28 protein-coding genes, 2 tRNA genes and 1 pseudogene are annotated in these 26,658 nt (G+C 71.7%); 9 read left to right on the forward strand and 22 right to left on the reverse strand.

The features are described 5' to 3' along the window. Nucleotides 1-295: 295 nt before the first annotated feature. From DK427_RS26140 to DK427_RS27510, 8 genes and pseudogenes are all read right to left on the reverse strand, one after another. Complete coding sequence (locus DK427_RS26140) at nucleotides 296-502, reverse strand: hypothetical protein (protein ID WP_162559728.1); 207 nt, start codon at nucleotides 500-502, stop codon at nucleotides 296-298. Next, nucleotides 492-710: a hypothetical protein gene (locus DK427_RS26145; protein ID WP_162559729.1), complete on the reverse strand. Its 219-nt coding sequence runs from the start codon at nucleotides 708-710 to the stop codon at nucleotides 492-494. Before DK427_RS26145 ends, DK427_RS26140 begins: the two co-directional genes overlap by 11 nt. A 4-nt stretch (nucleotides 711-714) precedes the next feature. Further along, nucleotides 715-1,182, reverse strand: a complete 468-nt coding sequence (locus tag DK427_RS08030; RefSeq protein ID WP_109950813.1) for a hypothetical protein — start codon at nucleotides 1,180-1,182, stop codon at nucleotides 715-717. After that, nucleotides 1,172-1,768, reverse strand: a complete 597-nt coding sequence (locus DK427_RS08035) for a hypothetical protein (RefSeq protein WP_109950814.1) — start codon at nucleotides 1,766-1,768, stop codon at nucleotides 1,172-1,174. Before DK427_RS08035 ends, DK427_RS08030 begins: the two co-directional genes overlap by 11 nt. Nucleotides 1,769-1,892: 124 nt before the next feature. Then, nucleotides 1,893-2,291: a 3TM-type holin gene (locus tag DK427_RS08040; protein WP_109950815.1), complete on the reverse strand. Its 399-nt coding sequence runs from the start codon at nucleotides 2,289-2,291 to the stop codon at nucleotides 1,893-1,895. 3 nt (nucleotides 2,292-2,294) lie between these two features. Next, the gene (locus DK427_RS08045; RefSeq protein ID WP_109950816.1) at nucleotides 2,295-3,074 is read right to left on the reverse strand and encodes a glycoside hydrolase family 19 protein; all 780 of its coding nucleotides are present in this window, start codon (nucleotides 3,072-3,074) and stop codon (nucleotides 2,295-2,297) included. Nucleotides 3,075-3,160: 86 nt separating this feature from the next. Beyond that, the gene (locus DK427_RS08050) at nucleotides 3,161-4,222 is read right to left on the reverse strand and encodes a phage late control D family protein (protein WP_109950817.1); all 1,062 of its coding nucleotides are present in this window, start codon (nucleotides 4,220-4,222) and stop codon (nucleotides 3,161-3,163) included. A 4-nt stretch (nucleotides 4,223-4,226) separates the two neighbouring features. Beyond that, nucleotides 4,227-4,334: pseudogene (locus tag DK427_RS27510) on the reverse strand (hypothetical protein); the annotation flags it as partial. On the opposite strand from DK427_RS27510, the gene DK427_RS27000 reads away from it, so the two are divergent. Both DK427_RS27000 and DK427_RS08060 read left to right on the forward strand, forming a co-directional pair. Continuing rightward, entirely contained in the window at nucleotides 4,335-4,562 is a 228-nt protein-coding gene (locus DK427_RS27000; protein ID WP_245930839.1) for a hypothetical protein, read from the forward strand. Between the two features lie 3 nt (nucleotides 4,563-4,565). Beyond that, the gene (locus DK427_RS08060) at nucleotides 4,566-4,994 is read left to right on the forward strand and encodes an HNH endonuclease (protein ID WP_109950818.1); all 429 of its coding nucleotides are present in this window, start codon (nucleotides 4,566-4,568) and stop codon (nucleotides 4,992-4,994) included. A gap of 14 nt (nucleotides 4,995-5,008) precedes the next feature. On the opposite strand, the gene DK427_RS08065 is transcribed toward DK427_RS08060, so the two are convergent. After that, nucleotides 5,009-5,329, reverse strand: a complete 321-nt coding sequence (locus tag DK427_RS08065; RefSeq protein ID WP_109950819.1) for a hypothetical protein — start codon at nucleotides 5,327-5,329, stop codon at nucleotides 5,009-5,011. Between the two features lie 218 nt (nucleotides 5,330-5,547). Between DK427_RS08065 and DK427_RS08070 the strand changes: the two genes are divergently transcribed. The 3 genes from DK427_RS08070 to DK427_RS08080 are packed head-to-tail and all read left to right on the forward strand — an operon-like array spanning nucleotide 5,548 to nucleotide 7,681. After that, nucleotides 5,548-6,087 (forward strand): hypothetical protein, encoded by a 540-nt coding sequence (locus DK427_RS08070; protein ID WP_109950820.1) that lies wholly within the window; start codon nucleotides 5,548-5,550, stop codon nucleotides 6,085-6,087. Next, complete coding sequence (locus tag DK427_RS08075) at nucleotides 6,078-7,202, forward strand: site-specific integrase (RefSeq protein ID WP_162559730.1); 1,125 nt, start codon at nucleotides 6,078-6,080, stop codon at nucleotides 7,200-7,202. Before DK427_RS08070 ends, DK427_RS08075 begins: the two co-directional genes overlap by 10 nt. Next, nucleotides 7,199-7,681: a GIY-YIG nuclease family protein gene (locus tag DK427_RS08080; RefSeq protein ID WP_109950822.1), complete on the forward strand. Its 483-nt coding sequence runs from the start codon at nucleotides 7,199-7,201 to the stop codon at nucleotides 7,679-7,681. Before DK427_RS08075 ends, DK427_RS08080 begins: the two co-directional genes overlap by 4 nt. Before the next feature lie 95 nt (nucleotides 7,682-7,776). On the opposite strand, the gene DK427_RS08085 is transcribed toward DK427_RS08080, so the two are convergent. The 5 genes from DK427_RS08085 to DK427_RS08105 all read right to left on the reverse strand — a co-directional run bounded on the left by DK427_RS08085 (nucleotide 7,777) and on the right by DK427_RS08105 (nucleotide 13,013). Beyond that, nucleotides 7,777-7,852 (reverse strand) — tRNA-Lys (locus tag DK427_RS08085). A gap of 146 nt (nucleotides 7,853-7,998) precedes the next feature. After that, complete coding sequence (locus DK427_RS08090) at nucleotides 7,999-9,552, reverse strand: 2-isopropylmalate synthase (protein ID WP_109950823.1); 1,554 nt, start codon at nucleotides 9,550-9,552, stop codon at nucleotides 7,999-8,001. A gap of 404 nt (nucleotides 9,553-9,956) precedes the next feature. After that, entirely contained in the window at nucleotides 9,957-10,160 is a 204-nt protein-coding gene (locus tag DK427_RS08095) for a SlyX family protein (protein ID WP_109950824.1), read from the reverse strand. Between the two features lie 29 nt (nucleotides 10,161-10,189). Then, nucleotides 10,190-11,332 (reverse strand): GGDEF domain-containing protein, encoded by a 1,143-nt coding sequence (locus tag DK427_RS08100; protein WP_109950825.1) that lies wholly within the window; start codon nucleotides 11,330-11,332, stop codon nucleotides 10,190-10,192. 271 nt (nucleotides 11,333-11,603) lie between these two features. Next, nucleotides 11,604-13,013, reverse strand: a complete 1,410-nt coding sequence (locus tag DK427_RS08105; protein ID WP_245930840.1) for a hypothetical protein — start codon at nucleotides 13,011-13,013, stop codon at nucleotides 11,604-11,606. Between the two features lie 305 nt (nucleotides 13,014-13,318). Between DK427_RS08105 and DK427_RS08110 the strand changes: the two genes are divergently transcribed. Beyond that, complete coding sequence (locus DK427_RS08110; protein ID WP_109950826.1) at nucleotides 13,319-13,717, forward strand: DUF3775 domain-containing protein; 399 nt, start codon at nucleotides 13,319-13,321, stop codon at nucleotides 13,715-13,717. Between the two features lie 63 nt (nucleotides 13,718-13,780). On the opposite strand, the gene DK427_RS08115 is transcribed toward DK427_RS08110, so the two are convergent. The 3 genes from DK427_RS08115 to DK427_RS08125 all read right to left on the reverse strand — a co-directional run bounded on the left by DK427_RS08115 (nucleotide 13,781) and on the right by DK427_RS08125 (nucleotide 17,277). Beyond that, the gene (locus tag DK427_RS08115; protein ID WP_109950827.1) at nucleotides 13,781-14,635 is read right to left on the reverse strand and encodes an alpha/beta fold hydrolase; all 855 of its coding nucleotides are present in this window, start codon (nucleotides 14,633-14,635) and stop codon (nucleotides 13,781-13,783) included. Nucleotides 14,636-14,646: 11 nt separating this feature from the next. Further along, a complete protein-coding gene (locus DK427_RS08120; protein ID WP_245930979.1) occupies nucleotides 14,647-16,731 on the reverse strand; it encodes a sensor histidine kinase in 2,085 nt (694 codons plus the stop codon). A 225-nt stretch (nucleotides 16,732-16,956) separates the two neighbouring features. Further along, entirely contained in the window at nucleotides 16,957-17,277 is a 321-nt protein-coding gene (locus DK427_RS08125) for an Rdx family protein (protein WP_109950829.1), read from the reverse strand. A 219-nt stretch (nucleotides 17,278-17,496) separates the two neighbouring features. On the opposite strand from DK427_RS08125, the gene DK427_RS08130 reads away from it, so the two are divergent. Next, nucleotides 17,497-17,571 (forward strand) — tRNA-Val (locus DK427_RS08130). A gap of 179 nt (nucleotides 17,572-17,750) precedes the next feature. Then, on the forward strand, nucleotides 17,751-19,025 hold the full coding sequence (locus tag DK427_RS08135; protein ID WP_109950830.1) for an efflux RND transporter periplasmic adaptor subunit: 1,275 nt from the start codon (nucleotides 17,751-17,753) through the stop codon (nucleotides 19,023-19,025). A 15-nt stretch (nucleotides 19,026-19,040) separates the two neighbouring features. Here the strand turns inward: DK427_RS08135 and DK427_RS08140 are convergent, their stop codons facing one another. The 4 genes from DK427_RS08140 to DK427_RS08155 all read right to left on the reverse strand — a co-directional run bounded on the left by DK427_RS08140 (nucleotide 19,041) and on the right by DK427_RS08155 (nucleotide 21,871). Beyond that, a complete protein-coding gene (locus DK427_RS08140; RefSeq protein ID WP_109950831.1) occupies nucleotides 19,041-19,586 on the reverse strand; it encodes a MaoC family dehydratase in 546 nt (181 codons plus the stop codon). Between the two features lie 81 nt (nucleotides 19,587-19,667). Continuing rightward, a complete protein-coding gene (locus tag DK427_RS08145; RefSeq protein WP_109950832.1) occupies nucleotides 19,668-20,858 on the reverse strand; it encodes a beta-ketoacyl-[acyl-carrier-protein] synthase family protein in 1,191 nt (396 codons plus the stop codon). Continuing rightward, on the reverse strand, nucleotides 20,855-21,166 hold the full coding sequence (locus DK427_RS08150) for an acyl carrier protein (protein ID WP_109950833.1): 312 nt from the start codon (nucleotides 21,164-21,166) through the stop codon (nucleotides 20,855-20,857). The genes DK427_RS08145 and DK427_RS08150 overlap by 4 nt, the downstream gene beginning before the upstream one ends. A gap of 348 nt (nucleotides 21,167-21,514) precedes the next feature. Beyond that, nucleotides 21,515-21,871, reverse strand: a complete 357-nt coding sequence (locus DK427_RS08155; RefSeq protein ID WP_109950834.1) for a cupredoxin domain-containing protein — start codon at nucleotides 21,869-21,871, stop codon at nucleotides 21,515-21,517. 214 nt (nucleotides 21,872-22,085) lie between these two features. Here DK427_RS08155 and DK427_RS08160 point away from each other — a divergent pair, with 214 nt between their 5' ends. After that, a complete protein-coding gene (locus DK427_RS08160) occupies nucleotides 22,086-24,941 on the forward strand; it encodes an EAL domain-containing protein (protein WP_245930841.1) in 2,856 nt (951 codons plus the stop codon). A 190-nt stretch (nucleotides 24,942-25,131) separates the two neighbouring features. On the opposite strand, the gene DK427_RS08165 is transcribed toward DK427_RS08160, so the two are convergent. Next, nucleotides 25,132-26,544 carry a class II 3-deoxy-7-phosphoheptulonate synthase gene (locus DK427_RS08165; protein WP_109950835.1) on the reverse strand — a complete coding sequence of 471 codons (1,413 nt, stop codon included), beginning with the start codon at nucleotides 26,542-26,544 and terminating at the stop codon, nucleotides 25,132-25,134. Between the last annotated feature and the right edge of the window lie 114 nt (nucleotides 26,545-26,658).

Raw genomic sequence — 26,658 nt, forward strand, 5'->3', positions numbered from 1 at the left:
TGTGCATCGTCAATACGCTGCAGGCGGCTTGGCGCCCGCTAAGCCGTGTTCCCCGGCAATCGCTCACTGAAGCGTATTGTCAAAGGTGCACAGTCAGCCAGAGGCTGCGCAAAGGTCGCGTGACATGCGAGGGGCCGCGCCAGGGCCACTTTGTGCGCAAAAAGCCCGGTCGCGGCATCACGCACGCGACCGGGCGAAGGTTCGAGCCTGCAGCGGCGGGGGTTGTGCCGGCCGGCTCTTCGGAACGTGGAATCCACGAGCTGGCCGGTTGTTCCCGAGCTGCCGCGAAAAAGGTTTAGGCGCCCAGCGCTGGGCGGGCCCGGCCGAGCATCACCTGCGCCTCGGCGATCGACAGGCCGAGGCGCGCGAGCGCCAGCGGGTCGAGGGGCACGCGCACGAGCTGGCCGCGCGGGTCGGTGTAGAACAGGGCGGCGCGCCCGTCCTCCAGCCAGCCGATCCAGGGCGGGAGCATCGGGGGTTCTAGGGCGGCGTCATCCGGCATCGGGCGTCCTTTCGGGGTCGGCGGGGGTGATTCCGCGCAGCGCGAGCGCCGGCCGGCCGAAGCAGCGGCCGAGCGCCCGGCCGAGCGCCTGACCGTAGGGCTCGCCCGCGGCCTCGCTCGCGGGCTCGGCCGCGCACAGGCGCGCAAAGGCCGCGCGCAGGTCAACCTCGTCGGCCGCGAGCGGCGTGGGTGATGGAGCCTCCGACATGCGCCTATCCTCCCGATCCGCCGCCCCAGCCGCCGGGCGGCGCGGGCGGGGCGCCGCGCTGCCGGATCAGCTCGTTCCAGCGCCGCTCGACCGCGGCCGCGATGCGCCACTCCTGAAAGTCGTCTTCCTGCGCCTTGGCCCAGACGGTGGCGGCGGCCGAGATCGTCTTCAGCGCCTCCGACTGGATCACCATGTGGGCGGCGATCGTGTCGTGGGCGGTGAGGAAGCGCAGGACGGCGGCCGAGGTGAGCAGGTCCTGCGCGTCGAAGGCCTCGTGGCCGGGCTCGGTCGGGAGGGCCACCGGCCCCGCCTCCGCGCCCTTCTCCGCCTTGACGGCGGCCTTGCCGGCCCGGTGCTGCGACACGTACTGCCACACGCCCCAGGCGGCGATGCCGAGCCCGATCGCGACGTTGGCCACCAACTGGCCCGAGGGGGAGAGCTGGGCGATGTAGTCCGTCAGCTCACCCGGCATCGCCCGCTCTCCTGCCCTCGACGCGGCCCGTGTCGCGGATCGCACAGATGAAGTTGAAGAGTTCGAGCGCGGCCACCCAGGCGTAGGTGCGCAGGCCCGTGCCGCCGACGCCGGAGAGGAGCATCGCCCAGCTCACCTGCAGCCAGAGGAAGATCGCCACAAAGCTCGAGGCCGCGCGGATGTGGGGCGAGAAGCGGAAGCCCCGGAAGGTGCCGTTGACGGCCAGGGCCGCGAAGCGGATCGCGGCGACCGCCAGGAAGCACTCACCCCAGGTCTCCTCGCTCATCCACGCCGCCATCACGGTCATGTTGGGCGAGACGGCAAAGACCGGCACCGCCGAGTAGAGCGTCCAGCCGAAGAGCAGGAGCTCGCCCATCGCCCACCATTCCGGGAATCGCAGCCGGAAGTGGCCGATGACGCCGCGCCAGAGGCGCCGCCAGAGCGGCGGGCGCACGGTGCGGGCGCTGGCGTGCAGGCGCAGAACGGTCAGGACCATGGCGGCTTCCAGGGCTGGCGAGCGGTCGACCGGCTCGCGGGGCCCGAAGCCGGGCGGCATCGGCGCCGGGTCGGGCAGTGCGGCGTGCATGGGGCGTCCCAAGGGGCGGGAAATGCGGGGAGGCAGGGCGTCTAGACGGGCAGCCGGCAGGCGCGACCGGGAGCGTCTAGACGGGGCGCTCGCCGGCCAGAGCGCGGTCCGGCCGGCGGCAGGCCTACTTCTTCGTGTCGATGAATTTGTCGACGGAGCGGGCGAGCATGTAGGCGCCGATCCCGACGGACAGGAGCGACCACAGCTCGGCCGGCACGCCCTTGAGGGCCGCCACCACCTCGGCCTGGAGGCCGAGCATCGGCGAGATCACGCCCACCCACGTGATCATGGCGAGCGCCCAGAACACCGTGGCGGGCCGGGCGTTCCTGGCCCACGGGCTCTCGGAGGCCGCGTCCGCCTTCATCACCTCGGCCATGGCCCTGTTGAGGTCGGACTGCTGGTCGAGCGCCGCGCGCTGCAGCTCGGCCTGCACCTGGGCGCGCTGGCCCTCGTCCGGGATGATCCGCTGCAGGATCGGCCCGACCGTCGAGAGGAGGGCGGGCAGGATCGTGAGGAAGCCCATGGCTCAAAGCCCCTTCTGCATGTTGCGACGGACGGCGTAGACGAGGCCGGCAAGACCCGTGGGCGGGGCGGTGAGCGCGGCGACCGCGGCCGGGCTCGCGGGCGCGCCGAGCGCCGCGGGCAGGCGGGCGGCGGTGAGCGGCATGCCGCCGGCCGTGAGCGCCGCCTCGAAGCGGCGGGCGTACCCGGCGATGTCGGCGGCGCGGTCCGTGCCGTTCACGGTGCGGCGCGCGCCCTCGTAGTCGCAGCGCGCGCCCGCGATGAAGTCCTCGAGCGCGCGGCCCGTGAAGTCGCCGCGGGTCGAGGCGCCGCGGGTCACGCCCTCGATCAGGATGCGGGCGGAGATCGCCGGGTCGAGTGCCAGATCCGGGTTGCCCGCGAGGTCGAGGCCGATGAGCGCGCCCATCGCGCGGTAGTTCGCCTCGTGCGTGAGCTGCACGTCGCCGCGCCCGAACCAGCCGGCGCGCCAGTAGGGCGTCTTCACCGACTTGAGCCGGCCGGCGGCGAAGGCCCGGTCTAGGCGGGCGATGGCGTCCGCCGTCGAGGTGGCGAAGCCCTCGCGCACGGGCTGCATGCGCTGGCCCGTCTCGTGGAACGAGGTCGCCAGGATGTAGGCCAGATGCCGCCGGTCGAGCAGGAAGGCGTAGGCCAGGAAGGCGTCGAGCAGGCGCTCGATGCCCGCGACCTGCGCGAGCGAGAGCGTGCCGAACAGGGGGCGGATGGACGCGAAGAAGCGCGCCCGGTCGAGGCGCGCGAAGGCGCCCGCGTCGGGGGACGTGGCCATGGGTCGGGCTCCGGACATGAGAAAGCCCGCCGGGTGAGGGCGGGCGGGGTGAAGGCTGACGGGCGTGCGTGACCAGGCGGCCGGGCTCAGCCCTTGCGGGTGTCGCTGCCGGCCTCGCCGCCGGGCTGCACCAGCGTCAGCTCGGTCGTGTAGCCCTCGCGCCGGGTCAGGCGGTGCCGGGCGGTCTTGATGCGGTAGGTCCCGTCGATGCCGGGCCGCACGCCCGAGACGATGCAGGAGGCCTCGGCCTGCGCGGACGGATCGCCGTCGATGGTGACCGTGCCGCCCCCCTGCTCGCGCTCGGCCTCGGCGCCGGTGGACTTGGTGCGGGACTGCGCGGCGCCCTCGTCCGCTCGGGTGAAGCGGTCGCGGTGTGTGGCGCTGCCCGGGCGGCGCCGGGCCTTGACGGTCTTGGTCTTATACTTGGCGTCCTCGGTGTCGTAGTATCGCGCCTCGAACTCCGACCAGCTGTGACGGTCATCGACGGGGCTGAGATCGCCCGAGATGATGTTGCCGATGCGGGTGCCGTCCGGATCGAATTCCCGATGGGCGCGGACCGAGGCCAGCCCCCGCCCGCCGACCGACTGGCCGCCGGAGCGGTCGGCGAAGATCGCCCGGCTGCCTCGCACCTTGAAGGTCTTGCCGGCCTCTTGGGCGACGCGCATGCCCCATTCGAGGAAGCTCTCGCCCTGCATCGCCCAGTAGGGCCGTTCGACGTCGTCGCCCTGCACCTCGACCTGCAGGCCCGCCGACCCGCCGAACTTCTTGGCGGCGGCCGAGAGCTTGCCCTTGTCATGGTGGCTGTGCTGGCGCTCTTTCGGCTTGCCCTTCTGATCGACGGACTTGGCCGAGATCCGGAGCGTCAGGCCGCCGCCGCGGGCGAGGGTCGAGGTCGGCCGATCGACCTTGCCCTCGAACATCACGGGCGGGCCGGCCGCGCCGCCGTCGTCGACGAGCATCATGCCGGCCTGGATCGGGGCGCCTGTCGGCGGCAGCGCGATCGAGCCGCCGGCGTCGTCGAGTTCGATCTCCAGGCTGTCGGCCTCGCCGCCGTCGTTGTCCGTGATCGACATGGAGATCAGGATCGGCGCCAGCGTGCGCGAAATCTCGGTGCCGTTGACCGAGACCCAGAACTCCGTGTGCGGCATCGGCTCACTCCATCGACCAGAGGGTGATGAGGGGGCGGGCCCGCGCGGCGGCCGGGGAGCGGGCGTCGGGGATCTCGACCACGACCTTCGTGCCGACCGGCAGGATGGGTCCGTGGTCGGCGAGGCCACCGTCCGCTTCGTAGACCGCACCGGCCGTCGCGACGCCGACCGCGCCCTCAACACCGCCTCCGACCTCATGGTCGGACTGGTGATGACCCGCGAGGCGCAGTTCGAGGCTGACACTCCGGCCAATGCGGCAGCGCTCGCCGAGCGGGCGCGGGACATCGTCACCCAGCTTCAGGTCGCCATCGGGCGTCTAGACGCCCGCGCGGAGGCGTGAGCCGTGGCCTTCGCCTGCACCGACGTCGGCACCACGCCCCGCACCCGGCTCACCGACAGCGAGAAGCTCGAGCTTTACGAGGCGCAACAGGGGCTCTGCCCGCTCTGCGGCCGCGTCATGGTCCAGGGCGAGGCCCTGACCGACGAGCACATGCGCGCCCTCGGCCTCGGCGGCTCGAACGATCCGGACAACCGCGCGATCGTCCACCGGGCCTGTGCGCTCGCCAAGACCCACGGTCCGGAGGGCGACCTTGCCCTGACGGCTAAGGCCAAGCGCCGGAAGCGTCGCGGCCTCGGCTTCGTCACCCCGAAGCGCCCTATGCCCGGCTCCAAGGCCTCTGGCGTCAGCCGTGGCCTCGATGGTCTCACCCGCTGCCGGCGCACCGGCCGCGTCCTCTCCCACCCCTCTGTGATCGACGTGAGGTCGCTGTGACGCTTGCCGTCCCCTCAGGCGAGAGGCTTTTGCTCGTCGCCGAGTTCCTCGAGGATCGCGCAGACGCGGCGCTCGGCTCCTGCGACGATCCCGAGTTGCGACCAGTCGGGGCGGGCGGCCTCAATCTGGCGCGCCGCAGCTACAATTTCCGTGTGCAGCAGGGTCACAATCCGTGGTCCCTCGGCCGGCACAGCATCAAGCATCACGGCCGTAACAGACCGAACGACAGCCTCAAGAAGGTCGAACGCAATCTCCGACTCAGCGATCTGCGGATCGATGTCAGCATCCAGCTCCGAAAACTTAAGCCGCCTGGCTTGAGGCATCATTTCCACCATGATCGTCCGCTTTCGTACATTATCAAGACAATCAGGGGTGGGCGGCAGGGCTCCTGCATCAAAACCGCACACCTTCAACGGTTGGAACTACCGGGTCAGGCCGGACGCGCCTGCGCATACCGGCTTCGGCCTCGGCGCTCAGCGGTTCGCACCCCGCCAGGCTCTCAACACTCCGCTTCGCACGCTCGTCTCACCCCCTGCAGCACGGAGCTGCCCGCGTGAACGGTGTCTCTCACTGCCTCGTGCGCATCCCCGACCTCACGCCCGTGACGCTCGCCACCTTCCTGGCCGAGCATGCCGTGACCGACGCCCACGGCCGGGACATCGCGCTCGACCTCCTGACGCACGGCGCGAAGGTCTCCGTCACGCTCAACGACGGCCGCACCGTCATCCTGGAGCGTCAGGGCTTCTTCGTCGTCGGCACGGCGCTCCCGGAAGACTGCCACGAGCGCGAGGCGTGTCTCTCCGCGATCGGCCATGTCATGGCGGGCCACTTCATCCCCGGCGGTTCGGTCGATGTCTGGCTCGCGCCGGTCTCGACCTTCGTGCTGCTCGGTCTGATGGGCCGGCCCTGCGGGCAGTGGCGCGAGCTGTTGCTCGCCGAGGTCGGCCGGGCGCGCGGCGCGACCGCCCGGACCGTGCTGGAGGCCTACCCGCTCGACGCGAATGGCGGACGCGCAAACATGGACGCGTGCCGGTCTGGGTCGCGCCGGCCGAGGCGCGACGGCAGGGTTTCACGCCCGCGACCGTGCAACTGAGTTCCGAGGCCTACGCGGTCGAGCCGAACAAGACCGAGCGCGCGGCGCTGGCCTCGACCTGCCGGCGATTGCAGGCCGAGGCGAAGGAGTGGCTGTCGGGCCAGCACAACCCGCCGAAGGCCCGCTACGACGGCACGCTGAAGTCCCTGATGGACCTCTACCAGGTGCACGAGCTGAGCCCGTTCCACGCCATCACGGCCGAGACACGGCGGAGCTACGTTTACAATCTCGGCGTGCTGACGAAGCGGGTCGGCGCCCGGCGGCTCGATCGGGTGACAGGCGAGGATCTGTTGCGCTGGCACCGCGAGTTCGCGAAGCCGAGCAAGCTAGGGGGCAAGCCGCGGATCCGCTTCGCCCACGCCCTGATGACGATGGTTCGGATCGTGCTGAAGTTCGGCAAGGTGCTCAACATCGCCGACGCGCGAGCGCTCCGGTCCGTCATGGACGACATGGAGTTCGCGACCGCGCCGCAGCGGGAGGCCTTCATCGCTCCGGAGCAGGTCGAGGCTGTGCGCGCCGTCGCGCACAAGCGCGGCCTGCCCTCGATCGCGCTGGCCACCGCCCTGATGTTCGAGGCAGTGCTGCGGCAGAAGGACGTCATCGGCGAGTGGGTTGCCGACGCGACTGCCGATCCGGCGGGCGCGCTGACCGACCGGGGGCGTGTCTGGGGTACGGGTCTGCGCTGGGGGGAACATGTCGATCCGCGCACGCTCATCATGATCAAGCCGACCTCGAAGAGCCGAGGCCGACGCTCGGCCGAGCACGATCTCAGTCTCATGCCCATGGTGGTGGCCGAGCTGGCGCACGTGCCCGCGCTGAAGCGCATCGGCCCGATGATCGTCTGCGAGACGACGGGCCGGCCCTGGCGCGCCCGCCACTTCCGCGAGATCTGGCGCGAGTGCGCACGCGAGGCCGGCGTGCCGGATGAGGTGTGGTGCATGGACGCCCGCGCAGGCGGCATCACCGAAGGGTCGGACGCGGGGGCGGACATCGCGCATCTCAGCAAGACCGCAACGCACACCAACACGGTGACGACGAGCCGCTACAACCGGGATGCCCTGTCGAAGTCCAGAAAGGTGGCTGAGCTGCGAGTTCTGAGCAGGAGGGCGAGATGAGGGAAACTCTCAATCTGGAGTGGCGCCAGCGGAAAGCTGGTGTCGTCGCCTACTGGGTGTGCCCGCGGGCCAAAGCCGCCCAAGGCTTCACGCCCCGAACCGTCCAGCTGTGGTCAGGTCTCGACAAGGCCTCCGCCGATCTCGAAACGATCCGGACGCGATGCCTCGTGCTGCAGGCCGAGCTTCTCGACTGGATGAAACGAAGGGAGAGCCGGCGCGGTCTTGGGAGCAAACGGCTTGGAATCATCTACTTTATCAGGTCGGCCGACCTCGTGAAGATCGGCTTCACGAACAATCTCAAGCGCCGGCTCGAAGCGTTCACCACCGCAACCCCGCAGGGCTATGAGGTCATCGGCCACGTGTCCGGAACGGCCCTCGACGAGCGGTTGTGGCACGCGCGCTTCAAGAAGCTGAGGGTGCGGGGCGAGTGGTTCCGCTACACGGACGGCCTAGCCGCCGCGATCCAATCGGCCGCGTAGAACACGCGCCGAACAACGCGTTCCAACGCTTTCTCCAACGGATTCCAATGTTTTTGGCTGTGTCTTCCTAACCGATTGTTTCGATTAGAGATATTTGGTGGGCGCACTAGGGTTCGAACCTAGGACCCGCTGATTAAGAGTCAGCTGCTCTACCAACTGAGCTATGCGCCCGATCGCTTCTCAGCGATGGCGAGGCGGCCACCAAGTCCGCCGTCGATGGAGGGGCTGATATCAAGCGGCCCGGGGGCTGTCCACCCCCGGGCCGCAGGTTTTTCCGGAAATGTGTGCACCGCGGTCGGCTCGGGGTCGGATCGCGGTCAGATCGCCTGTGCGTGCAGCCGCCGGGCCGCCGCCGAGAGCTTGTTCAGGGCCGAGAGATAGGCCTTGGCCGAGGCCACCAGCGTGTCCGGGTCGGCGCCGCGCGCCGTGACGCTGCGCTCGCCGTCCTTCAGCCGCACCGAGACCTCGGCCTGCGCGTCCGTGCCCTCGGTCACGGCGTGGACCTGATAGAGTTCCAGCACCGCCTCGTGCGGGACGAGGGCGTGGATGGCGTTGAACACCGCGTCCACCGGCCCGTTGCCGTCGGCCTCCTCCGTCACGGTGCGCCCGTCGACCATGATCTTCAGCGTGGCGCGCTGCGGGCCGTGCGTGCCGGCGATCACCGAGAGCGAGACGAGGCGGATGCGGTCGTGGGCCGTGGCGAGGTTCTCGTCCACCAGCGCCTCGATGTCCTCGTCGTAGACGTGCTTCTTGCGGTCGGCCAAGGCCTTGAAGCGCTCGAACACGTCTTGGAACTGGTTGTCGGTCAGGTGCAGGCCGAGTTCGCCGAGCTTCGAGCGGAAGGCGGCGCGGCCCGAATGCTTGCCCATCACCAGCGAGGTCTTGGCGAGGCCGACCGAGGCCGGGGTCATGATCTCGTAGGTCTCGGCGTTCTTGAGCATGCCGTCCTGGTGGATGCCGCTCTCGTGCGCGAAGGCGTTGCGGCCGACGATCGCCTTGTTGAACTGCACGGGGAAGTTCGTGGCGTGGCTCACCAGCTTCGAGGCGCGGGTCAGGAGCGTGGACTCGATGCCGGTCTCGAAGGGCATCACGTCGCCGCGGGTGCGGATCGCCATGACGACCTCCTCCAGCGCCGCGTTGCCGGCCCGCTCGCCGATGCCGTTGATGGTGCACTCGATCTGCCGCGCGCCGCCCTCCAGGCCCGCGAGCGTGTTGGCCACGGCGAGCCCCAGGTCGTTGTGGCAATGGACTGAGAAGACCGCCTTGTCGGCGTTCGGCACGCGCTCGCGCACGGCGGCGAACATGGCGCGGTACTCGGACGGCGTGGCGTAGCCCACCGTGTCCGGCAGGTTGATCGTGGTGGCGCCGGCCTTGATCGCCGCCTCAACGCAGCGGCACAGGTAGTCGATCCCGGTGCGGGTCGCGTCCATGGCCGACCACTCGACGTCGTCGACGAGGTCGCGGGCCTGCGCCACCGTCTTCAGGATGATCTCGACGACCTCGTCCTCGCTCTTGCGCATCTGGTGGGCGAGGTGGATCGGCGAGGTCGAGACGAAGGTGTGGATCCGGCCGGCTCGCGCGTGGCGCACCGCCTCGCCGGCCCGGGCGATGTCGGCGGGGATGGCGCGGGCGAGGCCCGCGATCACCGCGCGCTTGGAGCGCCGGGCGATCTCGGCGACCGCCTCGAAATCGCCGTTCGAGGCGATCGGGAAGCCGGCCTCGATGATGTCGACGCCCATCGTGTCGAGGAGCTCGGCCACCGCCAGCTTCTCGTCGAGCGTCATGGTGGCGCCGGGGCACTGCTCACCGTCGCGCAGGGTGGTGTCGAAGATGAGGACGCGGTCGCGGGCGCCGGAGGTGGTCGTGGTCATGGAGAATCTACCCTGTCGCGGGCCGCCCGCCGCGCCGTGCGGTCGAGAGCGGCCGAAGCCTGAACGGAGGAGGCGTCGTGCGATCCCCTGAGAGCCCAGGCGCGCGCCCGGACGGCCCTCAGGGGCGGGTAAGGAGAAGGCTGGCGAGAAGCGCGCGCGCGCGAACGACCGCCGTGGCGGCCCGCCCGATCCCGTACGCTGCTGAGCCGGCTCCGGCCAAGGCTCGCCTCTCTCCGCATCGCGGCCCGACGGGCCGCCCACAATCAGCCGGCACAGGTATCCGCTGCGCGCCCACAAGGCAAGCGAGTCCCGGTTTCGAAAGGTCCGGGACCTTTCGCGGGTGCAGGGCGGAGCCCTGCGGAAGCTTCGGGAGATCGGCCGGGGCCCGCGAGCGTTCCGCAGTCTCAGTAATGCGGCGGGGGCGGCTCCGGCCCACGGGGCACGCGCTCGGCCACGGTCTCCACCTGCTCGTGCAGGGCGGCGACCTGCCGGGTGAGGCGGTCGATCAGGCGCCACTGCTCGGTGACGACGCGGTTCAGGTCCTCGATCGTGGCGTCCTGCTCGCTCAGGCGCATCTCGAGGCGGGTGAGGCGGGCCTCGTCGCTCATGCAGTCTCCGGGTTTCGTGCCCGGGTCTATCACGCCGCGCGGGGCAGGGGAGCGGCCACCACGCGGTCGCGGCCGGCGCGCTTGGCCGCGTAGAGGGCGTTGTCGGCCCGGCGCATCAGCGTGTCGAAGGCCCCGCCCGCCGCCCGCGCGACGCCGGCGCTGACGGCGAGGCGCAACTCGGGCAGTTCCGGCAGGGCGACCGCCGCGAAGGCGCCGCGCACCCGCTCGGCCCGGGCGAGCACCGCGGCCGGGCCGTCGTCGGCGATCAGGCAGGCGAATTCCTCGCCGCCGAGCCGGCCGATCACGGCCTCGGGCATGAGCGCGCGGGCGAGCGCGCAGAAGGCGACGAGCACCGCATCCCCCACCGCGTGGCCGTGCGTGTCGTTGACGGCCTTGAAGTGATCGAGGTCGAACAGCAGCAGGGCGACCGGCTCGCCGCGGGCGAGCCGCGCCTCGGCCTCGGCCACGAAGGCGCGCCGGTTGGCGACGCCGGTCAGCCCGTCGGTCGAGGCGGCGATCCGCTGCCGGTGCTCGGCCCGCTCCTTCACCAGGGCGATGAAGCCGAAGGCGATCGCGAGCGTGAACAGCATGGCGGCGAAGCAGAGGCCTGTCACCCAGCCGGACTGGAGCGGGTTTCGGGTCTCCCGGAAGGGGACCAGCACCGCCGCCGGGATGCGCAGGGCGTAGCAGGCGGCGTAGGCGGCGAGCACCAGCGCGGTCACGGTGCGCGAGGGCAGGGGTTCGGCGCGCCCCGCCCGGAGGGCGAGGGCGCTGGCCGTGCAGTAGGCGGCGGCAAGCGCCGAGGCGACGACCACCCGCGCGCCGATCGCGGCGTAGAAGGCGGGCAGGCAGCAGAGCGCGAGCCAGACGAGCGCACCGCCGAAGGCGAGGAGAGGCCGGAAGCGGCGCCCCTCGAAGGCCTCGACGCCGCTCCAGATCAGGCCGTAGCCGGTGAGGATCGCGGCGTTGGCGAGGACGATCGAGAGTGAATCCGGGATCAGGCCCCGCAGGGCGAGGCCGGCCGAGCCGAGCGCGCCGAGGAGATGGGCGAGCCCCCAGATCAGCAGGGCCGGGGTCTCTCGCTGCTGGCGCCACGCGAACAGGAACAGGATGCCGACCATGACGGTCAGCACGAAGGTCACGATCAGCAGGGTCGTGATGTCGAGCTGCATCGCTGGCGGTGCCTGCTCCCGGAACGACGATCGGTACGCCGGACGACCCGGCCTCGCGGGTCCGCCGCGCCGCACATCCGCACCGAGCCGGACCGACGGCCGCAACCGCTGCATCTGCACGGATCACCAATGTAGCCGATCGTACAGCAAAGCTCAGCCGCGATAAAGCGCCGGCCCGTCTCTGCTGCGGGGCTCTCTCCAGCCTGCACTCACTTGGGTTGAGGACGACTATGCTCCGCGCATGCTTCGTCGTGGCGAGCCGGGCTCAGCGTCAGCGCGGGGCGACCGCCCGCACCGTCCAGGTCGCCCAGTAGACGGGGCGACCGTAGAGGGCCGAGGCGCGGCTGCCGTCCCGGCGCGGGGCGAGCCGATCCAGCCAGGTGAGGAAGCCGGACTTGGCCGACAGAGAGCCCGGCAGGTCGAGATTGCCGTAGCGGTCGGTCATCCAGTAATGCGCAACCCGGCCGTAACGCCCGCTGCCGTCGCCGCCGGAGCGCAGGCCCAGATAGGCTGGCGAGCGCTGGGCCGAGACCGGCTCGGCGAAGAGCTTCAGGGCGCCGAGCGACTCGGGCGAGAGGTCGGTGCTGTACTGCGCGCAGATATCGGGCACCGGGCCGCCGGGGGCGTTGGCCGGGCGGAGGCAGCTGTAGGAGAGCACCCAGCGGTCCATGCCCTTGGCCCTGGCAGCCCGCACCTGGATGCCGGGCGGCAGCCCCTCCATCAGGGTGCGGGGCGCGGACCAGACCCGCGGGGCGCCGAGGTCGCGGGCGGTGCGGAGATAGAGCGCGGTGCGTCGCCGCGCCGACGGCTCGCCGCAATCCTGCGGCATCGCGTCGGTGTAGATGTAGTGGTAGGTCTGGTCGATCACGCTGATCGAGCCGCTGAGACCCTGCGCGTCCAGCCGCTCCGAGGCGCAGTTGCCGACGACCGGGCGGCCGGTCTCGTCGATCACGGCCGAGGGGATGGCGGCCGTGCCCGCGTCGGATCCGCGGCGCCTGTCCTGCCCCGCGCCGAAGGGCGTCCAGACGACGCCGGAGCCGTCGGGGCCGCGGCCACGGATCTCGAAGCTCTCGAAATCGGTGGTGCGCGCCTGGATCTGCACCCGCCGCGCCGCGTCGCCGCTGCCGACCGTCGAGATCAGGAAGACGTGGTGATAGGCCTCGCCCGCCCAGTCGCGGCCGGCCACCGCGATCGGGTTGCGGGCCGCGACGCCGAACTCGGTCTCGGGCTCGTCCGCCGTCTCGCGCCCGCGCCGGCCCCGCCGGGCGGCGGGCCGGGGCGGCTCGGGCTGCGCCTCCCACAGGCGGGGCTCGGCCGGCGGCATCGTCGTGGCGAGTTGGTCGAGGCCGCGGCCCGCGTGCACGGCGCCGGAATCCATCGGATCGGTGGCCCGCCGCTCCGCGCAGGCCTCGCGCCCGCGGCGGGCCGCAGGGGGCGTCTCGCCGTGGTAGATCACCTGCAGGGGCCCGGCGGCGCTGCCGCTGGCGAGGCGCAGGACCTGCACGCCGCGGGCGAAGGCGCAGGCCGGCGGTGCCCAGAAGACGCCCTCCGCTTCGGACCCGTCCCGGCAGATCTCCAGCGCCCCGCCGCCGGTGCGGAAGCAGGCCGGGGCCGAACCCTCGGCCGTCTGCGCCAGCGCGGGCGCGCCCGTCCCGAGGAGCAGGGCGATTGCGAGGCGCACGCCGTGATGCCGCGCCGACGGGCCGCCAGGCCTGCCCGTCCGATGAATCGTGATCTCTGTTGTCGATGCGCTCATCCTGCCGCCGTCACTCCGCGCCGCCGCGTCCCGATCGCGGGGGCGGCCCTCTAACGATCCGCACCGGCATCGCGATCCGCAGAGCTTGTGGACGCGCCGCAGGGCGCCCGGAAGCCCGGCAGAGCACGCAGCCCCGGCGGCCCGGCTCGCCCGGCCGCGCGAACCGGGCCGCCCCTCGCAAGTTGTCGCTGGTCAGTAGGGCCGCGCGGCCCGCCGCATCGGAGTGCTCAATGGATATCGCCGTCGACAAGGTCAGCGAGATGATCGTGCGCCTGAGGGCCGTCGAGGTGAAGGAGGGGCCGACCGACCCGGATTCGGGCTCGAACGCGATCGACGACGGCGCCACCGACGTGCTGGTCGGCGGCACCGACGACCAGACCGAGCGGGAGATCCGCGACGTGTTGGCCGGCCTCAACGACGACGAGCGGGCCGACCTCCTGGCCCTGCTCTATGTCGGCCGCGGCGACATGGAACCGGAGGAGTGGGCCGACGCGGTGCGCTTCGCCCGCGACCGCGAGGCCGCAGGGGAGGGCGCCGCGCGCGAACTGCTCGGCGTTCCGAACGCCAGCGACCTGCTGTCCGAGGGGCTCGACCGGCTGGGGATCGCCCAGGATTTGCCGGAGGATTGAGACCTGCCGGAGGGTTGAGGCTCTCGGACGGATCCGGTCGCGCGGGCAGGAGGCCGGCCTTCCTCAGCCCGCGCGCAGGAACGCGATCAGGGCGGCGTTCACCGCCGCCGGCTCCTCGTGCTGGAGCCAGTGGGTTGCCCCGGGGAACCACTGGACGCGCCCCCGGTCGCAGAGCGCGAGGCTCGCCTCGGCGAGGCCGGATTGCAGGGCGTGGTCGCGCCGGCCCCAGAGGATTAGGGTCGGGGCGCGCACCCGGGGGGCGGGACGCCGGGGCAGGCGCAGCGCCCGGTACCAGTTCAGCATCGCCGTCATGGCGCCGGGTCGTGCCCAGGCCTCGGCGTAGCGGTCGAGTTCGGCGGCCGTGAAGGTGCCGGGCCGCGCGGTGTCGGCCAGCGCCCGCCGCAGCACCGCGCCGTCGTCGGCCAGAAGCCGCCGCTCGGGCAGGCGGGGGATCTGGAACAGGGCGACGTAGAGGCTGCGCAGCCACTGCCCGGGATGGCGCCGGGCGTAAGGTCCGACGATGCCGGGATGCGGCGCGTTGAGGATCGCCAGCCGCTCGACCCTGTCGGGATAGAGGCTCGCCACCCACCACGCGACGAGCCCGCCCCAATCGTGCCCGATGAGGCGGAAGCGGGCGTGGCCCAGCGCATCGGCGAGCGCCGCGACGTCGGCGGCGAGCCGGTCGAGGTGGTAGGCGGCGATCCCCTCCGGCCGGGAACTCAGGTTGTAGCCGCGCTGGTCCGGCACCGCGAGCCGGAAGCCGGCTTCCGCGAGCGGGCCGATCTGGTGGCGCCAGCCGTACCAGAACTCCGGAAAGCCGTGCAGCAGGATCACGGGCGGCCCGCCAGCCGGTCCTGCTTCGGCGAGGTGGATGCGCGCGCCCGGCAGATCGATCGTCCGGAAATCGGTCTCCACCATGCTCCGTCTCCTCACCCCGGCATCGGCAGCGGCGCGATGCGCGGCGGCGGCGTCGCGCCCGCCTTGCGCTCCAGGAGGCTCGGCGGCGGCACGGGCGCCGCGATGGTGCAGACGACGCCCGCCGCCTCGTAGGCGAGCTGCACCTCGCCGGCGAGCTCGCGCGCCAGTCCCCGCTCGATCAGGCGCGATCCGAAGCCGGTGCGGGTGGGCTTCGTGACCGGGGGGCCGCCGCTCTCGGACCAGCGCAGGGTCAGGCGGGTCTCGGGCCCGCGCGCGACCGACCATGCGATGGAGACGCGTCCGCTCTCGTTCGACAGGGCGCCGTACTTGACCGCGTTGGTGCCGAGCTCGTGCAGCGCCATGGCGATCGAGAGGGCGACCCGCGGCGGCAGGCGCAGGGGCGGCCCCTCCACGTCGAAGCGCGAGCGGCCGGGCTCGCTCGCGTCGAGCGGGCGGATCGCGTCGGCCACCACGGTGCCGAGTTCCGCGCCCTCCCAGCTCTCGCGGGTGAGCACGTCGTGGACGCGGGCGAGCGCGAGCAGCCGCGCCTCGAAGGCCGCGCGCGCCGCGTCCGCCGCCGGGCCGTCGAGGCCGCGCAGGGACTGGCTGGCGATCGACTGCACGGTGGCGAGCGTGTTCTTCACCCGGTGGTTCAGCTCGTGGATCAGGAGCAAGAGGTGCTCCTCGGCGAGCTTGGCTTCGGTGATGTCGACGTTGCAGCCGGTGTAGCCGAGGAAGCGGCCCGCATCGTCGAGGCGCGGCACGCCCTCGCAGCGCAGCCAGCGCGTCGCCCCGTCGCGGTCGATCACCCGCATCTCCGTGCGGAAGGTCTGACGGGCCGCGAAGGCGTCCGCGAAGGTGGCGGAGAAGCTCTCGAGGTCGTCCGGGTGGACGATGCGGTGCCAGCCGGCATCCGCGAGTTCCGCCGCCGGGATGCCGAAGAGGTGGTCGAAATGCATGTTGACGAAGCTGACCTCGGCCCGCTCGTCCGTCATCCAGATCAGGGCCGGTGCGGAATCGGCCATGTGGCGGAAGCGGGCCTCGCTCTCGCGCAGCGCCGAGAGGCCGCGCCGGGTCTCGTCGAGCGCCCGGTCGCGCTCCGCCTCGCGGGTGCGCAGGCGCAGAGAGGCGTCCGAGAGGACGTCGCCGAGGCGGCGGATCTCGTGCACCGGCGAGGCGATGCGGGGGATGGCCTGCCCCCGCGCCAGGGCGGGTCCGGAGGCAGCGAGCTGGCGCAGGGGCCGCGAGACCCGCGACCAGAGGTTCACGGCGAGCAGCGAGGAGGTGGCGAGGACGAGGAGCCCGAAGCCGCCGAAGGCCCAGGTCCAGCGGCGGGTGCGCGCGTCGACCAGACTCTTGGGGATGCTGGCACCGACCGTCCAGCCTGTCAGCCGCGAGCGCGCCTCGACCACCACCACCGGCCGGTGCTGACGGTCCTTGCCCTCCCAGACGCCGGGCGTGTCGCTCTGCACCTGGCGGAGCGTGGCGAGCCGCGGGCGACCCACCACGGCGGCGGGATCGGGCAGGCGGGCGAGCACCCGCTGGTCGCGGTCGGAGATGCCGGTGGTCCAGCCCTCCACCACCTCGCGGGCGAGGATGCCCTGCAGCCGCGAGAGCGGCGCCCGGAAGCCCAGGATGTAGGTCACCTCGCCGTCAACCTGCACCGGCACCGCCACGGCGTAGCCTGCCTGGTCGGGCGTCGCCCCGGCGAGGAACCCCGAGACCATCGCGCGTTGGCTACCGCTCGCGACCTCGGCGTCGAAGGGCATCGGGGTCATGGGTAGCGGCGCACCGCGTTTCACGCCGGTGTTGACGAGCTGCTGCCCGTCCGGCTTCCGCAGCACGATGTCGAGCTCGATGGCGTCGCGCACGAGGCGCGCCTGCGCGTCGAAGGCCTCGAAGTCGCCGGCCTTGAGCCGCGGCGAGGTGGCCAGCGTCTGCAGCACCGAGACGAGGCCGGCGGTGTCGCGATCGACCGAGAGGGCGATGCCGCGCACGTTCTCGCGCGCGTCCTGCTCGAAACGAGCGCGCTCGGCCGCGGCGTAGCGCATCAGCAGGATCCCGGTGAACAGGAGGCCGGGCCCGATCAGCGCCACGACCAGCGCGACGAGGTAGAACTGCGTCGAGAATCCGTTGCGGCCGAGCCGCCGCCCGAGCCAGGCCCGGCGCGGGGGTGGCGTCTCCGCGGAGGAATCCCCGGATGCCGCCGGGGTCGGGTCGGCCTCCGGGCTCAAGCACGCCCCCGCGCGTCAGGCCCGCTCACCGGCGCCAGCATCGCTCGCGTTCCGCCCTCACGTGTCATTGCCGGCCCCGCCGGTTGGTCAGCGGTCGATATGACCGAGATCGCGACCCGGGTCGAGGCGGTCGCGCACGCGCTGCTTCAAGGCTTTGACGTCCGGGAAGCCCCCGTCGCGCACGCGCTCCCACACAACCTCCTCGCCGACCGCGATGCTGAAGGCGCCCCCCGTCGCCGGGACCAAGGCCACCTCGCCGAGGTCGTCCCGGAAGGTCGACAGCAGCTCCTGCGCCATCCAGGCCGCCCGCAGCAGCCAGTTGCAGCGGGTGCAGTAGGTGATGGCGATGCGCGGTCCCGCAGGGCGGGGCTCGGGTAGGGCGACCGCCGGTGTCTCCTGAGGCTCCATGCGGGGAATGCGCCTCGCGGCGACCGGATTGTCAACCACCGGACGCCTCGACCGCCGCCGGGCCGCGCAAGGAGGCGCAAGCGGGCGGCGCACGGAGGCACGAGACGCCGAGACCACGAGACGCCTTGACGGCACCGCCCGTCGCGCCCTAGAAGGCCGCCACCCGAGCCGCACGGCGGCTCCGGCAAGCCTCGGCCCCGGTGCCGACGGCTCCGGTACGGACGGTTAGCACAGCGGTAGTGCGTTCCCTTCACACGGGAAAGGTCGCAGGTTCGATCCCTGCACCGTCCACCACTCTCTCTCCAGCGTCGACACAAAGCGGAAACCGCTCGCCGATAGAGGCGGGCTCATGATCGTGCTGGCCGCCACCCACAGCTTTCCCTCCGCGTCGCGCTGCGGCTCCGCGGCGCGCTGTTCGCGTCCGCCGTCCCGGTATACCGTGTGCCCGACCGGCCGCTGAGAGCCCGAGGATCATGAAGGCCCACGGCGACGCGCGCGATATCCCGCCCCCTCCGCGCAAGGGGCCCTTCCTGCTGGCGGGGCTCGTGGTGCTTGGGCTCGTGGGCTGGGGCGGCTACGGCCACTGGCGCCGGGCTGAGGCCGCTGCCGAGACCCAGCGCAAGGTGAAGAGCTTCGTGCCGCGGCTGCGCACCGCCTCAGCGACGCGCACCGACAAGCCGATGGACCTGACCCTGCCGGGCGAGATCCAGGCCTATGCCCGCGCGGCGATCGCGGCGCGCGCCACCGGCTACGTCGCCGAGCGCCGGGTCGATCTGGGCTCGCGGGTGAGGGCCGGCGACGTGCTGCTGCGCATCGCCGCCCCCGACCTCGACCAGCAGCTCGCCCAGGCGGAGGCGCAGGTTGGGCAGATGCGGGCGCAGCTGCTCCAGGCGAGGGCGCAGGTCGATCAGGCCCGCGCCAACGTGAACCTCGCCAACGCCACGAACAGCCGCACCTCGACGCTGGCGACGCAAGGATGGGCCTCGCGCCAGACGGCCGACAACACCCAGGCCAGCGTGCTGAGCCAGACCGCCAACCTCGCCGCCGCCGAGGCCGGTGTGAAGGTCGCTGAGGCGAACCTGAAGGCCCAGGAGGCGACCGTCGACCGCCTCAAGGCGCTCACCGGGTTCAAGGACGTGGTCGCGCCCTTCGATGGCGTGGTCACCGCCCGCAGCGTCGAGGTCGGCGATCTCGTCCGGGCCGATGGCGGCGGCACGCCGCTCCTCAGCATGGATCGGGACGACGTGCTGCGCATCAGCGTCAACGTCCCCCAGAACGCGGCAGTCGGCGTGAAGCCCGGCGTCGAGGCCGCGATCCGGGTGCCGCAGATCCCCGACCGCACATTCCGCGGAGAGGTCGAGCGCTCATCCGTCGCGCTCCTCACCGCCTCCCGCACCCTGACGACGCAGGTGGACGTGCCGAACCCGGACGGCGCGCTGCGGGCCGGCCTCTACGTTTACGTCACGCTGCAGATCCCCCGGGTCGAGCCGGGCGTCACCCTCCCGTCCGAGGCGCTGGTGTTCAACCAGCGCGGCACGCAGGTGGCGCTGGCCGGTGAGGATGGGCGGGTCGCGTGGCGCACCGTCCGGGTCAAGCGCGATTTCGGCCAGACCATCGAGGTTGATCAGGGCCTCGACGGGCGCGAGCGCGTGGTGCTGAGCCCGCCGGCAGACCTGCGCGACGGCCAGCCCTACGAGCGCGGCGACGAGCCGGAGCGCGACCGGCCCATGCAGGCGGCGACGCGATGAGGCTTGGCTCGGCGGTCATGTGTCGGCGCCTGCCGTCTCGTCCAGGACGAGCATCAGGGTCAGCTCCGCGGTGAGAACCGGCCTGCCCGGCTCGCCCCCCTCCGCCTGAACCGCAGCCCCGAGCCGCAGCGCCGCCTTGCCCTCCGGCAGCGCGCTGACCCCGGTGAGGGTGAAGACCGCGCGGACGCGCGTGTCCACCCGGACGGGGGCGAGGAAGCGCACCTTGTCGGCCGCCATGTTCAGCACGGCCCGCACACAAGGGTGCGCCGGTAGGACCTCGCCGACCGCGCCGCCGAGCAGCGACAGCGTGAGGTAGCCGTGCGCCACCGTTCCGCCGAAGGGCGTCTCGGTCGCCGCCCGCACCGGATCGACGTGGACGAACTGGCGGTCCCCAGTGGCCTCGGCGAAGCGGTCGATCCGCGCCTGGTCCACGAGCGTCCAGGCGGACGCCCCGACCTCGGTCCCGGTCCGGGCCCGAAGCCCGGCGAGGAACGCCGCCGCGTCCGGGGGCGCGGGATCGCAAGGTCCGGGATCGGGCCCACGGAGGGGGGACGCGGTCATCGGTGCGGGTATCCCTTCGCTGTCGCCGCCGTGGCGGCGGTTCGCATCGCCCCGGCTCCCTGGATCGATCCGGGAGCCGTCTCAGACCTGCCGGAGCACGAGGCTCGCGTTGAGCCCGCCGAACGCGAAGGAGTTCGAGATCGCCGCCGGGATCGGCATGGCGCGCGCCTCCACCGGGATGGCGTCGATGTCGAGGTCCGGGTCGGGGTCGGTCAGCTGGGCGGTCGGCGGCGCTAGCCCGTGCGTCATCGCCAGCACGGTCGCGACGGCCTCCAGGCCGCCGGCCCCGCCGAGTGCGTGCCCGGTCACCGCCTTCGTCGAGGAGACCGGCGGCGGCGTGGCCCCGAAGACCGCGCGCAGGGCCTGGACCTCGGTGAGGTCGTTCGCCCGCGTCCCGGTGCCGTGCGCGTTGACGTAGGCGATGTCGGTTGGCGCGAGGTCCGCCTCCGCCAGGGCGGCGCGCATCGCCCGGGCCATGCCCTCGGCCGAGGGGGCGACGATGTCGCCCGCATCCGCGCCCGCGCCCAGGCTCGCCACCGCCACCCGCGGGATGCGCCCGCGCGCCCGCGCATGCGCTTCGCGCTCCAGGATCACGATGCCGGCCCCTTCGCCGACGACCAGACCGTCGCGGTCGCGCGAGAACGGACGGCATCCCGTGCGGCTCATGATTTTCATGCCGTTCCAGGCCTGCAGCGTGCCGCGCGAGAGCGGCGCCTCGGTTCCCCCGGTGATCGCCACGTCCACGACGCCGGCGCGCACGAGCTGGGCCGCCACGCCGATCGCCTGCGTGCCGGATGCGCAGGCGCTCGCCACCACGAAGCACGGGCCCTGCGCCCCGAACGCGATGGAGACCCAGCTCGCCGAGGAGCTGCCCATCGCCCGCACAACGGCGAAGGGGTGGGGGCGCTTGTTCTCCACGAACAGGCGCTCGTACTGGGTATCGAGGCTCGTGAGCCCGCCGCCGCCGTTGCCGATCACGACGGCGACGCGCTCAGGCGCCACGGAGCCCGGCGTCAGGCCGGCATCCGCCATGGCCGCGCGCGCGGCAGCGACTGCCAGCAGGGCATTGCGGTCGCAGGCCCCGGGCACCGGGATCGGCAGGCCGGCGAAATCCGCGCTCTCCGGGATCTCGGCGGCGATGATGCCGGCATCCGGCAGCGCCCGCGCCGGCGTGAAGGCGGGGCGGCCCGCCACGAGGCTCGCCCAGAAATCCGCGACGGTAAGGCCGCAGGGGGCCGCGACGCCGAGGCCGGAGACGACGACGGCGCTCACGCGGTGCGGGCCTTGCGGGCCAGGGCGGTCCGGATCAGCTCGACGACGTTGCCGAACGTCATCTCGCTCACCGGCTGCGCGTTGGCATTGAAGTTCAGCTCGATGCCGAACTTATCCTCGATCTCGAAGACCAGTTCGACGAAGTCGAGGGAGTCGATCTGAGCCTCCTCCAGACGCGTCTCGGTGTTCCAGGTCGCGTCGGTCGCCTTGAGATACTTCTTGGCGATCTCGAAGACGCTGGACACGACCGTGTCGCCGGCGGCAGTGCCGAACTGGGCGGCGGCGGGGATCGCGGCGGAAGCGGCCATGTGACATCTCCTCTCTGAAGAACGAGATAAGTCTTCAATATTCGCTGGACGATCCGCAAGGGATCGGTCTGATCTTGACTGTTGAAGAGTATTCATAGTAAACGTAAACGATCAACCCTCGGTTGCAATGCCGTTCGAGGCGTGCGGTGACTGCCGATGGCGGCGACGGGCCCAGGGCCTCGGCGCGTTCCGGCGTCTTGGTCCCTCGAGGTTCCGCTCTGCTGCGGTGCTGGCGCGCCCGAGTTCGCGGCGCGAGGGGATCGGCGTCATGCCGCGCGAACAGCTTCGCGTGGATCCGCCGTATCCGGGCCGCCGGTCACGACCCTGTCCGGACCGTGCGGGTTCCGCTCAGTTCACCCGGACCAGGAGCTTCATCTTCGGGTGTATGCCGCAGAGCACCAGGAAGGTCCCGCTCTTCCGGAAGACGACGGGTGTGCGGCTGCCAGGTGCCTGATCGCCGGAATCGAAGGTGAAGGCCTCGGACTCGATGTAGACGTGATGCAGCAGATCACTGTCGTCGTTGACGATCGTGACTGTGTCGCCGCGTCCGACGACGAGGCTGCCGGGCTGGAAGGCGCGCCCTTTCTGCGACACCACGTAACCCTCCGGTCCCACCACCGCGAGGGCACCGGTCGCGAGGGCGCCCGTCAGCATGCCGGCGGCGAGCGCGAGGATGGGGCGGCGCGGGAGCAGCGGAGCGCGCATACGGTTTTCCGACAAGACCTGACGGGAGCGATAGCATAGGCGAGGCGCGATTGATGAAGTGTTGTCGTGCTGCGATCCCGCGCGCTGTGAACGAGACGGAGTGCGAGGTCACGGCGCGGCCGAGGCTAATCGCCTCTTAAGATCTTCCTTGCATCCTGCCGGAACCTGCACGGCGAGCAGGTATCAACTCGGCAGGGTTGCCTTGGAACGGAACGTGGAACGGCAAGGGCCGCCGACGAGCCCGCCGCGCGGCGGGCGGGCTTGGCTGCGGATCACGGGAGCTGCGGCGACGATCCGTGGCCGCATCCTGCTGGCCTTCCTCACCATGAGCCTGCTCACCGGAGCGCTCGGCCTCTACGCCATCGGCGGTATCCAGCGCGTCGGCGACCTCGTCCATCGGACCTATGACGAGTCGCTGATGTCCATCAACTACGCGCGCGCCACCGCGGCGGACTTCGCCAAGATGCGCGCCGCCTTCGTCCGGCGCAGCCTGGTCGCGGACCCCGCCACGGTCGCGAACCTCGACGGCGAGATCACGGACCTCGCCACCGCTCTGGCCGAGGATCTCGCCATCGCGGTCGAGCGCGCGCAGTCGGAGCGGGCCGCGCGCGCCGGCGAGTCCGTGCAGACGGCGGTCGCCGCCTGGGAGGAAATGCGCCGTGCCATCGCGCCGGGCCCGCGCGCCGGCCGCAGCGAGACCTGGGCCGCCCTCGACCGTCAGGCCGCGGCCGTCGACGCGCAGATCGAGCTTCTAGTCAACTACACGGCCGGCGACGGCTTCACCTTCCGGCAGGCCGCCCGCACCATCGTCGACGAGCAGATCCGCTTCAACGCCGCCGCCACAGGTGCCGCGCTGGTGCTCGCGGGATTCGTGGCCTGGCTGCTGCACCGGCGCATCGTCGGCCCGCTGACGGCGGCCTCCTCGGTTGCCCAGCGCATCGCCGCGGGTCAGCTCGACGTGGCGGTTCCTGCAGGCGGCCGGGGCGAGCTCGGCCGCCTGCTCATCGCCATGGCGCAGATGCGCGACAACATCCACACCATGATGGAGCGTGAGGTCAGCCAGCGCCGCTCGGCCGAGACCTTGCTCGCCGACGCGCTCCAGAGCTCGCGCGAAGGTATCGTGGTGGTGGACGGGCAGGGGCGCATCGTCCTCGCCAACGCGCAGGCACTCGATTTCTTCTCGGGTCTCGGTACCGCGATCCAAGACGGCTCTGCCCTGATGCCGGGGCCGGGCGCGGCCCCGACCGCGGATTACAGCCGCGCCCTCTCCCAGGACGGGGAGACGCTCCTGCCCGACGGCCGCCGCCTGCGGGTCAGCCGCAGCGCCGTGCAGAGCGGCGGCTTCGTCGCCGTCTGCACCGATGTCAGCCTGGTGCGCGAGCAGGAGGACCGGCTCACGGCAACGAACAACCGTCTCGACGCGGCCCTCGACAACATGTCCCAGGGCCTGTGCCTGTACGATTCCGATCGCCGCGTTATGGTGGTGAACCGCCGCTACTGCGAGATCTACGGTCTGCCGCCCGATTCCATCGTGCCCGGCATGACGGCCGGCGAGGTGGTGGCCCGCAGCATCGAGGCCGGCAATCATCCGGGACGCAGCGTCACCGAGATCCTGCGCCAGGCGCGCAGGGCCTTCGCTAGCACCCTGTTCCAGGAACTCGGCAACGGCCGCGTCGTCGCCATCGCGGCGCGCGAGACGGAGGAGGGCGGCTTCGTCGCCACCTACGAGGACGTGACGGAGCAGCGCCGCGCCGAGGCGCGCATCGCCTTCCTGGCCCATCACGACGCCCTGACCGGTCTCCCGAACCGGGTGAAGTTCGCCGAGCAGGTGGATGCCGCGATGGCGCAGGCGGGCCGCGACGGCGGCGGTTTCGCGGTGTTCTCCCTCGACATCGACGGCTTCCGACCGATCAACGACACGCTCGGGCGCGCGGTCGGGGACGAGGTGCTGCAGGCGGTGGCCAACCGCCTCTCGGCCTGCGTGCGCGAGATCGACGGCGTCGCCCGCGTCGGCGCGGACGAGTTCGCCATCCTTCAGCGCGGGGTCGAGCGGCCGGAGGAGGCCGCCATCCTCGCCCGCCGCATCCTCGACGTGGTGAGCGCGCCCTACCGCCTGTCGAACCATGGCGTCACGCTCGGGCTCACCCTCGGCATCGCGCTCGCGCCCAGCGACGGGTCGAGCTGCGACCGGCTGCTCAAGAGCGCCGACATGGCCCTCAATCGGGCCAAGGCCGAGGCGCGCGGCGCCTTCCGCTTCTTCGAGACGGAGATGGACGCCCAGATACAGGCCCGGCGCCTGCTGGAGCAGGACCTGCGCGCTGCGCTCGCCGCCGAGGCCTTCGAGCTGCACTACCAGCCGATCTACGACCTCGCCTCGGATCGGATCTGCGGCTTCGAGGCCCTGCTGCGCTGGAACCATCCGGTGCGCGGGCGAATCTCGCCGGCCGAGTTCATCCCGGTCGCCGAGGAGATCGGCCTCATCGTGCCGCTCGGCGAGTGGGTGCTGCGCCGGGCCTGCGCCGAGGCGAGCCGCTGGCCGGACGGGCTGAAGGTTGCGGTCAACGTCTCGGCGGTGCAGTTCACCTCGGCGAGCCTCGTGACCGCGGTGCGCGACGCGCTGCGCAACTCGGGCCTGCCGGGACGTCGCCTGGAACTGGAAATCACCGAGTCCGTGCTGGTGGCCAATCCCGGTGCGACCACCGCGATCCTGCACAGCTTGAAGGGCTTAGGGGTGCGGGTCTCGATGGACGATTTCGGGACCGGCTACTCGTCCTTGAGCTACTTGCGCTCGTTCCCGTTCGACAAGATCAAGATCGACCAATCCTTCGTGCGCGACCTCGGCGGCCCGAACGGCACCGACTTCATCGTGCGTGCGGTGATCGGGCTCGGCGACAGCCTCGGCATGACGACGACCGCCGAGGGCGTGGAGACCGAGGCGCAGCTCGCCACGTTGCGCGCCGAGGGCTGCGACGAGGTCCAGGGCTACCTGTTCAGCCGCCCCGTGCCGGTCGAGGACGTGCCGGCGGTCATCCGGCGCTGGAACGGCGCCATCCACCGTGCCATCGCCTGAATCGGGAACCCTGCCGCGAGCCGCACCGTTGAGTGCAGCTTGCAGTTGTAGGAGTTCCGCGATGCTCAAAGGTGGTCTTCTCTGGCTGATCGGCATTCCGCTGCCGATCATCCTCCTGATCTACTTCTTCACCGGTTGGCTGCGCTGAGCCGGGCCGGCGGCGGGCGAGACCCGTCGCCGGCCGGTCGCATCACTCGGCCGCGTCGAGGCGGGGGCGCTCGATCTCGGCGCGCTCGCGCTTGATCAGCTCGGCCGTCAGGAACGCCACCTCCAGCGCCTGCTCCGCGTTGAGGCGCGGGTCGCAGTAGGTGTGGTAGCGGTCCTGCAGGTCGTCGGCCGTCAGTGCCCGGGCGCCGCCCGTGCACTCGGTGACGTCCTTGCCGGTCATCTCCAGGTGGATGCCGCCCGCCACCGTCCCTTCCGCGCGGTGCACGCCGAAGAAGCCCTCGATCTCCTGCATCACCCGCTCGAACGGACGCGTCTTGTAGCGCCCGGCCGCGACGGTGTTGCCGTGCATCGGGTCGCAGACCCAGGTCACGGTGCGACCCTCACGCTCGACTGCCCGGACGAGCCGCGGCAGGTGCTCGCCCACCTTGTCCGCGCCGAAGCGGCAGATCAGCGAGAGGCGCCCCGCCTCGTTCTCGGGGTTGAGCTGGTCGATCAGGCCGATCAGCCCCTCGGCCGTCATCGATGGGCCGCACTTCAGGCCGATCGGGTTCCTGATGCCGCGGGCGTACTCGACATGCGCGTGGTCGGGCTGCCGGGTGCGATCGCCGATCCAGAGCATGTGGCCCGAGGTGGCGTACCAGTCGCCGCTCGTCGAATCGACGCGGGTCAGCGCCTCCTCGTAGCCGAGCAGCAGCGCCTCGTGGCTGGTGTAGAAGTCGGTGGTCCGCACCTCCTGGTGAGTCTCGGGATTGATCCCGATCGCCTGCATGAAGTGCAGCGCGTCCGACATCCGGCCGGCCACGTCCTGGTAGCGCGAGGATTGAGGGCTGTCCTTCACGAAGCCCAGCATCCAGCGGTGCGCGTTGTCGAGGTTGGCGTAGCCGCCGGTCGCGAAGGCGCGCAGCAGGTTCAGCGTCGCCGCCGACTGCCGGTAGGCCTCGAGCTGGCGGCGCGGATCGGGCACGCGGGCCTCGTCCGTGAAGCCGATGCCGTTGACGATGTCGCCGCGGTAGCTCGGCAGCGAGACGCCGTCGAGCGTCTCGGTCGGCGAGGAGCGCGGCTTGGCGAACTGGCCCGCGATGCGCCCGACCTTCACCACGGGGGAGCCGCCCGCGAAGGTCAGCACCAGCGCCATCTGCAGGAAGACGCGGAAGAAGTCGCGGATGTTGTCGGCGGAGTGCTCGTCGAAGCTCTCGGCGCAGTCGCCGCCCTGGAGCAGGAAGGCTTCGCCCGCGGCGACGCGCGCGAGCGACGCCTTCAGCTTGCGGGCCTCACCTGCAAAGACGAGGGGCGGAAAGCTCGCGATCTGGTCCTCGACCGCCTTCAGCGCGGTCGCATCCGGATAAGCCGGGACCTGCTGAATCGGCAGGCCGCGCCAGCTCTTCGGGGACCAGCCCTTGGGGGACCAAGTCTTTGACGTCGAACGCTCGCCCATAATCGTAACTCCCGCCACCTCGCGGCGTCGTCTGGCGCGAATCCTCGCGCGAAGCGGCGCTTATAGGGAGGTTCGGAGGGCTTTGCGAGTGTTCGATGCGCGCCTCCGCCCGGC

The sequence above is a fragment of the Methylobacterium radiodurans genome (genome assembly GCF_003173735.1).
Lineage (GTDB): Bacteria > Pseudomonadota > Alphaproteobacteria > Rhizobiales > Beijerinckiaceae > Methylobacterium > Methylobacterium radiodurans.